We start from the raw sequence: 12418 nt of genomic DNA on the forward strand, positions 1-12418 counted from the left end.
TGTAATGAAACATAAAATATTGTTATTGATTCTGTTTTCGACCCTGGGATTGGTTGCTTGTAAAAAACCATTAAAGGAAGTTCCGCTGGACTTTTATAGTCCGGAGAATGCTTACACCAATAAAGCCCAGTTTCAATCAGCCTTGGCGCATATATACCTCAATGTACGTACTAACTTTTATGCCACTACTGACGCGGCTTCAAATTATGATATGCTGGGTTATGATGTGGATTTGGCAGACAACAGAAATGCCACAACCAGTTATATTCCCTATTTCAATTGGAATACCTTAAATGCAGACAATGGTTTTTCCAGTAAATGGTGGGGGAATCTTTATGGGATGATTGCCAAGGCAAATACCGTTATTGACCGTGCAGAATTGCCTGCTGCAGTTTGGTCTTCTCCGGAAGAAAAAAATGCAATCGTAGCCGAAGCAAAATTTTTACGAGCCTTCTGTTATCATTTTCTCGCTAATATTTATGGTGGTGTACCCTTGGTCATTAATGAAACCAAAGTTCCCAAGTTTGACTATACCAGGAGTAGTCAGGAGGAAGTTTATCAACTGTGTAAAAGCGATCTGGAGTTTGCAGTGAAATGGATGCCAGGCGTTCATAAACAAACTGGTGGCAGAGCACCTCGTGAGGCAGCTTTTCATCTGTTATCTGAAGTGAAAATCTGTATGAAGGATTATCAGGGTGCCATTAGTGCAGCAGACTCGGTGATTAATGGAGCTAATAACAGTTTGATGCAGAATCGTTTTGGCGCTTTTAAAAATTTCACTTTTAGTGGGCCTACTTATAAGGGGGCTGCTAAGCCTTATGGCGATGTTTACTTTGACCTTTTTCAGGATGGGAATTTCAACTGGGTTCAAGGGAATAAGGAAGCCATTTGGAATATTGAACAAGATCCTAATATTCTAGGTGGAGATAATGTTGACGTCAATGCTTCGGGTGGTTTCTTTACGATGGAAAGATGGTGGGGGCCTATTCCATGGACGGTTAAAGATGTAAATGGCGTTTCAAATTTCCTAATGGACACCCTGATGGGAAGACCAGTTGGAACTCTGATCGCTACAAAATATGCAGACTCTCTGATTTGGAGGTTTAAAGGGGACTGGAATAAAGATATCCGAAATTCTGCATTCAATGTTCAAAGGACCTGGTATTATACAAATCCGGCAAGTAAGTTTTATGGACAGCCAATTACCGAGGCAAATAGTGGAGCCCCTTCAGTCTTTAAAGTGGTCTGCTCACCTCAGTTTAAAAAAGTGGTGTCGGCAGTTCATTATCATAAATTTCAAGATGCAACCAGTAAGCAATGGCATGATAACGGGCGGACTTATAAGGACTGGTATATTATGCGGCTTGCGGAAACTTACCTTTTAAGAGCGGAAGCGAATTTGCTAAACGGCAATCTCGGTGCAGCAGCAGAGGACATCAATGCGGTTAGGAGGAGGGCTCAGGCAACGCCTGTGGACGCTGGAGAGGTAACGCTTGACTTAATTCTGGATGAGCGTGCACGTGAGCTTTATCAGGAAGAATTTAGATTGAATACCCTAATGAGGATGGGGAAATTAGCAGAGTATCTGAATAAATACAATGGGTATATGAAATTCAATGGATATACAGCAGATGCACACCTGAACAAGATGCCAATTCCAAATTCAGTGATCCAGGCCAATAAAGGGGCGGTAATGACACAAAACCCGGGGTATTAATTTATTACTATTCCTGAAAATTGGATTATTTTGCTGTACGGTTTCCAGTAGAATAAGTACAGCAAAATAATAACCACACAACATATGAGAAGAATGACGCGATTCCCTGTTTTAATGTTACTCATTTTAATAATTTCACTAGGTTTTTCTGCTTTTGGCAAGGAAAGAAAAGAGGTCAAACCTGAACGGTATAATTCCCGGGAGTATTGGGTCTCAGTGTTGGTTAAAATAGCAGATCCAGTATTGAAAAACCTTAGTAAAGCGCAGCTGCGTGCTAAAATGCCAGTAGATTGTAAGGAAGAAAAACGTAAGGAGGTAGCGCATTTGGAAGCTTTTGGCCGAACTCTTGCCGGTATTACACCATGGTTGGAACTAGGGCCAGATAAAAGCCCAGAGGGGAAACTCCGGGCTACTTATATTGATTTAACAAGAAAGGCTTTGGCCAATGCAGTTGATCCATCTTCGCCGGATTTCCTTAATTTCAGCGCTAAGCATGGCCAACAGCCATTGGTAGATGCAGCATTCCTGGCTCAGGGCTTACTACGTGGCTACACACAATTGTGGGAGCCACTTGATCAACAAACAAAACAGAATATAGTAAATGCCTTAAAAAGTTCCCGTAGTATCAAGCCAGGTGAAAATAACTGGTTGTTGTTTAGGGCAATCATCGAAGCTTTTCTGTTAAAGTCTGGGAATTCCGGGGATATGGAACCTATTACTTACGCCTTAAGTAAACATGAAAGTTGGTATAAAGGAGATGGCGCATATGGAGATGGAGCTGATTTTCACTGGGATTACTATAATAGTTTTGTGATACAACCTATGATTCTTGACATTACTAAAGTTTTAAAAGAGCATGGAACTAGCCAGATTATTCCCTACGATAAAGCATTAAAACGTGCGCAAAGATATGCCGCGGTTCAAGAACGAATGATTTCTCCTGAAGGTACCTTCCCGCCAATTGGCCGGTCATTGGTTTATCGCTTTGGTGCTTTTCAGGTCTTGTCACAAATTGCCTTGCTGAAAGAACTTCCTGCAGGTGTTTCGCCAGCTCAGGTTCGAACTGGATTATCTCTGGTGATTTATCGTCTGATGGAGGCTCCAAATACTTTTGATGCGCAGGGTTGGTTAAAGCTTGGCATGTTTGGATATCAACCAAATATTGGGGAGTATTACATCACCACGGGAAGTTTATACCTCTGTTCAGTAGGGTTGTTGCCATTGGGATTACCTGCAAATGACCCATTCTGGACTAGTCCAGCTCAAGACTGGACTAGTAAGAAGGTTTGGCAGGGAATTGATTTGCCAGCTGATCATGCCTATAAGGAATCAAATTAGAATCGCCATTTATTAAAGTAAAAAAAGAAAATGAATAAGATACTTTTAGTGCTGTGCTTAGTTGGAAGCACGTTAATCATTCAAGCCAAGGATATCAAGATTTTAAGCCCGGATAAAAAAACGGAGCTGACCATTTCAACCAGTTTAAAAAATGAAAATGAGTTAAGTTATGCGATCTCTCACCTGGGTAGCCCAATTATTGCGAACTCGCCATTAGGACTTGAATTTGAAAATGAAAGACCATTGTCCAAGGACCTCACCGTAGTATCCACCAAGGAGAAAATGGTGAAAGAAAACTGGAAGCCGCTTTACGGGGAAAAGGACAGTTATCTGGATCATTATAAAGAAGTAACTATTCAATTTAAAGAAGGAAAAATGCCTTATCGTTTATTTTCTCTGACGGCAAGGGTTTATAATGAAGGGGTAGCCTTTAAATATAATATCCTGACCAATAAAGCACTGACCATCACCGGGGAGCTTACTGGTTTTAGATTTACGAAGGATTATTCCTCCTGGCTGGCAGGTAATGCACAAGCGTTATACCGCAAGGGCAGCATTAGTAAAACAGGAAAGGGGACTGAGCGTCCATATGTTATTGAGATGGATCAAAATTGTTTCATTGCATTGGGTGAAGCTGCCTTGGTGGATCATGCGAGAATGAAATTCAACCGCTCTCCAAAAGATAGCTTATTGCTCATTGCTGCACTTGATGGGAATGCAGTTTATAAAACGGATTTTTCAACGCCCTGGAGATATGTGATGATTGCAGAGTCCGCTGGAAAACTATTAGAAAACAATAGTTTTATTTTGAATTTAAACCAGGGTAATGAGATAAAAGATCCATCATGGATTAAGCCTGGTAAAGTGATTCGTGAGGTTACGCTGACGACCATCGGGGGAAAAGCCTGTATAGACTTTGCAGCCAAACACAATTTGCAATATGTAGAATTTGATGCAGGTTGGTATGGTCATGAATATGACAATACCTCCAGCGCATTAGCGGTAAATGTTGACCCTTCAAGATCTCCAGGACCATTGGCACTACAAGAGGTTATTGCTTATGGGAAAAGTAAAGGAGTAGGTGTGATACTTTATGTGAATCAACGGGCATTGTCAAAGGAACTAGATGCCATACTTCCATTGTTTCGGTCCTGGGGAGTAAAAGGGATGAAATATGGCTTTGTGAACGTGGGTAGCCAAAATAGTACTTCCTGGTTGCATGAAGCCGTTCGTAAAGCAGCCGATCATCATTTGATGGTAGATATTCATGATGAATATCGCCCAACAGGCTACTCCAGAACTTATCCGAATTTATTAACTCAGGAAGGAATCCGTGGAGAAGAAGAAAGTCCGGATAACCATCAGGTATTGATTACCATGTTTACAAGAATGATAGCCGGAGCTGGCGATTTTACCAATTGTTATTTTGCACCCAGGGTCAATGAAATGGGTTCTCATGCTTCTCAAATGGCAAAAGCGATTTGTATTTATAGCCCATGGCAATTTCTATATTGGTACGATCGTCCATTAGGATCGCCGATACAAAAAGGTGGGGCAGGATCAACTGCTTCAGTCATCACTGAACTTCCCGACCTTAGTTTTTATGATGCAGTACCTACAGTTTGGAATGATACGAAAGTAATCGCCGGTAAGATTGGAGAACATGGAACAATCGCACGTAGAAATGGCGGCGATTGGTATGTGGGCACATTGACAGACAAACCGATTAGTTTTGCTTTACCGCTTGATTTTTTGGCTAAAAATAAATCCTATGAAGCCACAATTTATGCGGATGATATGGCGCTGCCAGGGCCAACAAAAATTGTCATCAAAAAGATGAAAGTAGATGCATCGACAGTTTTGAACATAGATCTGCTGGAAAAAAGTGGTCAGGCAATGGTCATTAGACCTATAAAATAATAAACGTAAAATCTATCTTTTAAGTTTAATCGTCCATTGTTCCTGAGGAATCAGGAGCGCAAATTTGGGGCATCAAAGTATTTGGTAAATGGCTTTAGAAAAAAACATTTTTAATCACAAATATATTATTGGCATATCCTTTATTTCTGCCCTTGGCGGATATTTATTTGGGTTTGACTTTGCAGTGATATCCGGCGCGCTGCCTTTTTTAAGAACGCAATTCATGCTTGATCCTTGGTGGGAAGGATTTTTAACTGGCTCTCTGGCATTAGGCTGTATTGCAGGATGCCTGCTTGCCGGGGCTATCGCTGATCGTAAAGGTAGAAAACCAGGTCTATTGATTGCTGCGGCTATTTTTGCCGGGTCTTCTCTGGGGATTGCTTTTTCAACCAGCTTTATGATGTTTGTAATGCTGCGTTTTATAGCCGGGATAGGCGTAGGGATGGCTTCAATGCTTTGCCCAATGTATATCGCCGAAATTTCACCAGCTAAAGTGAGGGGACGAAATGTTGCGATCAATCAGTTAACGGTGGTTATTGGTATTTTGGTGACGAATCTACTGAACTATTTTCTTGCCGATATTGGTCCGGAGGCTTGGCGTTGGATGTTTGGTTTAGGCGTAGTTCCATCTCTTATATTTTTAATTGGTGTATTGTGGCTTCCTGAAAGTCCAAGGTGGTTAATGAAAGTCGGACAGCAATCAAAAGCAAGAGCTGTACTACTAAAAATCGGATCAGAAACCTTTGTAAACTCTACATTTTTAGCAATAGAACAATCCCTTTCTGGAAATAAAAAACAATCCCTTAAAGCTGTTTTTGAGAAAAGTGTACGCCCAGCAGTAATTGTAGGTATTGTGCTGGCTGTTTTTCAGCAGTTATGCGGGATTAATGTGGTATTTAATTATACCTCTACCATTTTTGAATCTGCAGGAGCCAACCTGGATCGCCAGTTATTGGAAACGGTGGCCATTGGTGTGGTCAATCTTGTTTTTACGATCTTTGCCATGTGGCAAGTGGATAAGCTGGGAAGAAAGCCCTTGATGATGATTGGGGCCCTTGGCTTGTCTGTGGTTTATTTAATCCTTGCTTTTCTATTGCAAAACCAATTTCCTGCCAGCCTGATTTCAGTTTTTGTATTGCTGGGAATCAGCTTGTATGCCAGTTCATTGGCGCCTGTAACCTGGGTGTTGATCTCGGAAATTTTCCCCAACAATATTCGTGGGGTGGCTTCATCTGTAGCCATCATTTCCCTTTGGGCTGCCTACTTTATACTCGTATTTACTTTTCCGATTCTGGCAGCTAAGCTCGGTACATTCGGACCATTCTATTTGTATGCCGCCATTTGTTTCCTTGGATTTTTATTTATAAAAAGAAAAGTTAAAGAGACAAAAGGCCAAACATTAGAAGAACTAGAGCAAAGTTTAGCAAGACATTAATCAGCTATTAAATGAAAAAATCTACTGTTAGCATATGGCAAGAACAGGTGATCATACCTACCTATGGTACTGGTAAACCTAATAAAAATCCGATGTTTTTTGAGAATAGGATCTACCAGGGAAGTAGTGGAGTGGTTTATCCTAATCCAGTAATCGAAAAAATATTGGACGAAAAAGAAGACAAATCCTATATCGGTCTGTTTCTCGAAAATGATTATTTGAAAATCATGATCTTGCCGGAACTTGGAGGAAGGATCCAGATGGCTTATGACAAAATAAAACAAAGACATTTTGTTTATTATAACCAGGTTATAAAACCAGCCTTAGTGGGGTTAACGGGGCCATGGATCTCAGGCGGAATAGAGTTTAACTGGCCTCAGCACCATCGGCCCAGTACATTTGATCCGATTGATTTCACCATGGAAAGCCATGTAGATGGCAGTAAAACAGTTTGGCTGAATGAGATAGAACAAATGTTCCATACTAAAGGGATGGCAGGTTTTACACTGTATCCAGATAAGGCTTATATTGAAATAAAAGCGAAACTATTCAATAGGACTGATCTCCCGCAAACCTTTCTTTGGTGGGCAAATCCAGCTGTCAAAGTAAATGATCATTACCAATCTGTATTTCCACCCGATGTCAATGCAGTTTTTGATCATGGTAAACGTGATGTTTCTGCTTTCCCAATTGCTACAGGTACTTATTATAAGGTGAATTATGCACCTGGAACTGACATTTCCAGGTATAAAAATATTCCTGTACCCACATCCTATATGGCCATTAACTCAGAATATGATTTTGTTGGTGGTTATGAACATGATTCAAAGGGCGGGCTATTACATGTGGCAAATCACCATGTGTCTCCAGGTAAAAAACAATGGACCTGGGGTAATGGAGATTTTGGGAAAGCCTGGGATCGAAACCTGACAGATGAAGATGGCCCTTACATAGAGCTCATGACAGGCATGTTTACAGATAACCAACCCGACTTTACCTGGATCATGCCAAATGAAGAGAAATCATTTACACAGTATTTTCTTCCTTACAGTGAATTGGGAATGGTTAAAAATGCGAGTAAAGACATTCTTTTGGCCATCAATAAGGTCGGGGATGGATTGGAACTGAAGATCTATGCAACTGCTGAACAGCCAGCTTTGGAAGTAAAACTGAACATCAATGAAAAAGTGTTTTGGGAAGAAAAAATCAGTGTTTCCCCTGAAAATGTTTATGTGAAGGTCATTGCCCTGGACCAGCAGCTGGAAGCTGATCATTTACTGCTGCTGATCACTAAAATTAATGGTGAGGAACTGCTGCGATATGATACCTCTACGTATCAAAAGAATATCCTTCCTGAACCTGCAAAACCTGCTTTAAGACCCGAAGACATTGAAAGCAATGAGCAGCTCTTCTTAACAGGACAACATTTAGAGCAATACAGACATGCGACTTATAGTCCGCTGCCTTATTATGAAAAGGCGCTAAAACAAGAGCCAGGAGATATTAGAAATAACAATGCACTTGGATTGTGGTACTTAAGACATGGTCAGTTTAAAAAAAGTGAGGGTTATTTTAGAAAGGCTATGGAGACGAGTAGCGCGGGCAATCCAAATCCATACGACACGGAACCATATTATAACCTTGGATTATGTTTAAGGTTTTTGAGGCAGGATAAAGAAGCCTATGATGCATTTTATAAATCATCCTGGGGTAATGCCTGGAAAGCAGCCGGCTATTTTGCAGTTGCTCAACTTGATGTTAAAAAAGGCAACTATGAACAGGCAATTACACACGTTTCCATCGCCCTGGATAGCAATGCCAATAATAGTAAAGCATATGTGGTAAAATCTGCTAGCTATCGAAAACTCAATTTGCCAGAAAGCGCCATCTCCATTGCTCTTGCTGCATTGAATAGAGATGTTTTTAATCTTGGTGCCTTATTCGAATGCAATTGCGCCTGTAAAGTGCTTGGAGATCATGAAAAAGCAAAATATTATCAGGACGAATTACGGAGGCTTTCCAGAGGATACGAGCAGAACTTTATGGAGTATGCAATAGATTATATGACGATGGGCCTGTATTCAGAGGCCATTGACTTAGTGAGTTATGCAATTAAGGAGAAGGGAACAAGTCCACTTGTTTATTATTACCTGGCTTTTTTTCAGGCTCAAATTGGGGAGGAGAAAAAGGTAGATCGTTTGCTGCAGCAAGCTGAGCGAGCAGATAGCTACTTGTGCTTTCCCAACCGTTTGGAAGAAATTGAGTTGTTGGAATTTGCAATTTCCAAAAACCCCTTGGGGGCAAAAGCACCATATTATCTGGGGAATTTGTTTTATGATAAACGTCAGTATCAGGAAGCCATAACTTATTGGGAGTCTTCAGCGGACTTAGACCGGAACTTTCCGACCGTATGGAGAAACTTAGGGATAGCTTATTTTAATAAAGTGAATGATGCTGGAAGGGCATTGACCAGTTTTGAAACTGCATTTAAATTGGATCCAACCGACGACCGTTTGTTGATGGAACTGCACCAGTTCTACCTAATACTAAACTATAGCCCAAAAAAAAGACTGCTGTTTTTGGAGCGTCACCTTCCTGTTGTGGAGGAACGTGATGATGTTTACCTGGAACGGGTCATACTTTATAATATCATGGGGGAACATGAGCGGGCACTTGATTTGCTGATGAACAGGAAGTTTCACCCATGGGAAGGTGGAGAAGGAAAAGTATCCGGTCAATATGTATTTAGTTTAGTTCAGCTGGCTAGAATTAAAATCGAATCCGGAGCCTTCCAGAAAGCAATCGAATTATTGGAGCAAGCTCAGGTTTATCCATATAATTTAGGCGAAGGCAAGCTTTTTGGATTGACGGAAAATGATGTCTTTTACTTTATGGGCTGTGCTTATGAGGGATTGAATAATGAAGTTGCCGCAAGAAATTGTTTTAATAAAGCTTGTTTGGGAGCTGATGAGCCTAGTGCAGCAATTTTTTATAATGACCAGGAGCCTGATCAAATATTCTATAAAGGACTTGCCCTTATTAAATTGGGTGAAACAGAAACTGCGAAGCGTATTTTTGATCAATTAATTAGCTATGCCAATCAACACATAAATGATCCTGCTCAAATTGATTATTTTGCAGTTTCTTTACCTACGTTATCCGTTTTTGAAGATAACCTTAAGGTAAGGAATAAAGTTCATTGCTATTTTATTAAGGGCTTGGGACTTCTTGGATCTGGAGCTGTGGAAGAAGCAAATGAAGTTTTCCAAAAAGTATGCTCCCTTAATTCTGCTCATATAGGAGCGCTTTATATTTTAAAATAATACCTGATCTGAACTTGGATAGCCCTGTTTTCTAATTAAATTTAAATCCTTGTATCCACAAGTATGCATTATGTTCCGGAAAGCCCGTTTGCGAAGTTTAAGGATTTGGTAAACTGGGAAATGGTGGGTTATGCAGTACCAAAATATGAGGAAGATCTACGTTATGATATGAAAGGCGGTAACGCTTACCTGAAAGGCTCCTGGGGCAACAAGATTCGCCACCATAATGGTAAATCAATTGGTTTCATGGAATAGTCCATTAATTATGGAGAATAATCCATTATGTAAATTGAATATTTAATGTAATATTACTTTAGTTGAAGTTAACCACTTCTTTACACAAAGGAAACCAAATATATTTTTGTATGTATCGCAGGTTATTTTATGTAATGCTTGCGTTTGCGGGCATTGTATTTGTAATACAAGCTTGCAATTCGCGGGATAATCAAGGTATCGAAGTGCAAATGCCCGATACGATCAGTTATAATTTTCATGTCCGCCCGATCTTGTCTGATAAGTGTTTTGCTTGTCATGGTCCTGATGCGAATAAACGAGAGGCAGGTTTAAGACTCGATATCGCTGAAAATGCATATAAAGCATTAAAGGAAAATCCTTCTGCCCATGCGCTTATCCCTTTTAAACCTGGCGCATCTGAGGTTTTTCTTCGGATTTCCACAACGGACTCTGCGCTGATCATGCCTCCTAAATCATCCAATTTAAAACTAAGTTCACATGAAATTTCGCTGATCGAAAAATGGATTAAACAAGGCGCGAAGTATGAAAGACACTGGGCATTTAATCCGCCAAAAACACCAAAACTTCCGAAAGTTAATACGCAAGATTGGGCAAAGAATGAGTTGGATTATTTTGTTTTAGAGAAGCTGGAGGAACAAGGGCTAAGTCCGAATCCGGAAGCTGATAAAGAAAGACTTTTAAAAAGGCTCAGCCTTGATCTGACCGGATTACCGCCCAGTATGGCGCTGATGGATAAATTCCTGGCAGATGGCAGCAATAAAGCCTATGAAAAAGTGGTCTTATCCTTGCTAAATACGCCGGCTTATGGCGAGAAAATGGCACTTCACTGGATGGATGTTTCCCGATATGCGGATTCCCATGGTTATCAGGACGATAATTATCGCTCACAATGGCCGTGGAGAGATTGGGTGATTCATGCTTTTAACAAAAATATGCCCTATGACCAGTTTATAACCTGGCAGTTGGCGGGAGATCTGATGCCTCATGCGACTAAAGAACAACTGCTGGCAACCGGCTTTAACCGCAATCATAAAATCACGGAAGAAGGAGGGGTAATTGATGAAGAATATCGTGTAGAATATGTCACCGACCGTACTAATGCTTTTGGTAAAGCCTTATTAGGAGTCACTTTAGAATGTGCGCATTGCCATGATCATAAATACGATCCTTTCTCCCAAAAAGAATATTATGAGGTATTTGCTTTCTTTAATAATGTAAAGGAAGTTGGGTTGGAATCCAGTGTTGGAGGCCCGGAAACTTATGCGAAAAAACCGCTGATGGAAATCAGCAATGCGGATGTGAAAAAGCTCCTTTCTTTTGTAAATAAGCAAGATACCAATAAGCTTATTGTTTCGGTGATGGGGGATAGGGATACCGTTCGGAAAACATATATACTCAACAGGGGCGTTTATGATGCTCATGGCAAAGAAGTGGCTGCAGGAACGCCACAATCTATATTGCCTTTCGGAAACCAGTATGCTAAAAATCGTCTGGGGCTCTCTAAATGGTTATTCGATAAAAAAAATCCATTGACTGCCAGGGTCTTTGTGAACCAGGTGTGGCAGGAGTTTTTCGGTCGCGGTTTAGTCAAAACATCAGGGGATTTCGGAATGCAGGGAGAACTGCCCTCTCATCCGGCACTGTTGGACTGGCTGGCTGTAGATTTTATGAGCCATGGTTGGAACATCAAACACCTGGTCCAACAAATCGTCAGTTCGGCAACCTATCGGCAGTCGGCAGTCCTGTCCGCTGAAAAATTAAAGACAGATCCTGATAATATTTTGCTGTCTAGAAGTTCGAGACACAGGATTCCTGCAGAATTGGTTAGAGATGTGGTATTGGCCAGTAGCGGATTACTCGTGAAAACAATTGGTGGCCCAAGTGTAAAACCGTATCAACCGGAAGGGCTTTGGGAGGCAGCCACCTCTGGTCGAGGAATCCTGGCCAAATACATTCAGGATCATGGAAATAATTTATACCGCAGGGGGATGTACACTTTTATAAAACGTACAGTACCGCCCCCTACGATGAGCATTTTTGATGCGAGCAACAGAGATCAATGCGAAGTACAGCGCTTAAATACAAATACGCCTTTACAGGCATTAGTGATGCTGAATGATCCTACTGTATTGGAAGCTTCAAGGGTCTTAGCCGCCAGCTTATTACAGGAAAAAACGGATGTCCCAGCCAAATTGGTCAAAGCATTTCGCCTGATTGTATGTAGGAATCCGAATGAAAAGGAAATTAAAGTGCTCCAGGCTTATTATGCTGACCAGCAAAAGGTTTTTCAGCAAAAATCGCAGGCAGATAAAGTGCTGGCAGTTGGGGAGTTCCCAATTCCTGTGCAGCTCAATAAGCGTAATCTGGCTGCTATGATGCAGGTGATGACCACCATTTATAATTTAGAAGAAACCATTACAAAAACCTAGA

At 40.9% G+C, this 12418-nt stretch carries 7 protein-coding genes; all 7 read left to right on the top strand.

Annotated features, from left to right (window positions below):
- Positions 1 to 4 precede the first annotated feature (4 nt).
- Positions 5 to 1717, top strand: a complete 1713-nt coding sequence (locus GM920_RS01525; RefSeq protein WP_182952848.1) for a RagB/SusD family nutrient uptake outer membrane protein — start codon at positions 5 to 7, stop codon at positions 1715 to 1717.
- An 84-nt stretch (positions 1718 to 1801) separates the two neighbouring features.
- Positions 1802 to 3055, top strand: a complete 1254-nt coding sequence (locus tag GM920_RS01530) for a DUF2264 domain-containing protein (protein WP_182952849.1) — start codon at positions 1802 to 1804, stop codon at positions 3053 to 3055.
- 30 nt (positions 3056 to 3085) lie between these two features.
- Entirely contained in the window at positions 3086 to 4975 is a 1890-nt protein-coding gene (locus GM920_RS01535; protein ID WP_182952850.1) for a glycoside hydrolase family 97 protein, read from the top strand.
- Between the two features lie 88 nt (positions 4976 to 5063).
- Complete coding sequence (locus GM920_RS01540) at positions 5064 to 6410, top strand: sugar porter family MFS transporter (RefSeq protein ID WP_182952851.1); 1347 nt, start codon at positions 5064 to 5066, stop codon at positions 6408 to 6410.
- An 11-nt stretch (positions 6411 to 6421) separates the two neighbouring features.
- Positions 6422 to 9733, top strand: coding sequence for a DUF5107 domain-containing protein (locus GM920_RS01545; protein ID WP_182952852.1), 3312 nt, complete (start codon positions 6422 to 6424; stop codon positions 9731 to 9733).
- A 63-nt stretch (positions 9734 to 9796) separates the two neighbouring features.
- Entirely contained in the window at positions 9797 to 9988 is a 192-nt protein-coding gene (locus tag GM920_RS01550; protein WP_202986011.1) for a glycoside hydrolase family protein, read from the top strand.
- Positions 9989 to 10098: 110 nt separating this feature from the next.
- Positions 10099 to 12417, top strand: a complete 2319-nt coding sequence (locus GM920_RS01555) for a PSD1 and planctomycete cytochrome C domain-containing protein (protein ID WP_182952853.1) — start codon at positions 10099 to 10101, stop codon at positions 12415 to 12417.
- Position 12418: the final 1 nt, after the last annotated feature.

This window comes from Pedobacter gandavensis (genome assembly GCF_014172405.1).
Taxonomy (GTDB): Bacteria; Bacteroidota; Bacteroidia; order Sphingobacteriales; family Sphingobacteriaceae; genus Pedobacter; species Pedobacter gandavensis.

Bases quoted from the DNA above. Each gene is read 5' to 3' on its own strand.
- GM920_RS01525 (WP_182952848.1), top strand. From the start codon at position 5: ATGAAACATAAAATATTGTTATTGATTCTGTTTTCGACCCTGGGATTG.
- GM920_RS01540 (WP_182952851.1), top strand. From the start codon at position 5,064: ATGGCTTTAGAAAAAAACATTTTTAATCACAAATATATTATTGGCATA.
- GM920_RS01545 (WP_182952852.1), top strand. From the start codon at position 6,422: ATGAAAAAATCTACTGTTAGCATATGGCAAGAACAGGTGATCATACCT.
- GM920_RS01535 (WP_182952850.1), top strand. From the start codon at position 3,086: ATGAATAAGATACTTTTAGTGCTGTGCTTAGTTGGAAGCACGTTAATC.
- GM920_RS01530 (WP_182952849.1), top strand. From the start codon at position 1,802: ATGAGAAGAATGACGCGATTCCCTGTTTTAATGTTACTCATTTTAATA.
- GM920_RS01555 (WP_182952853.1), top strand. From the start codon at position 10,099: ATGTATCGCAGGTTATTTTATGTAATGCTTGCGTTTGCGGGCATTGTA.
- GM920_RS01550 (WP_202986011.1), top strand. From the start codon at position 9,797: ATGCATTATGTTCCGGAAAGCCCGTTTGCGAAGTTTAAGGATTTGGTA.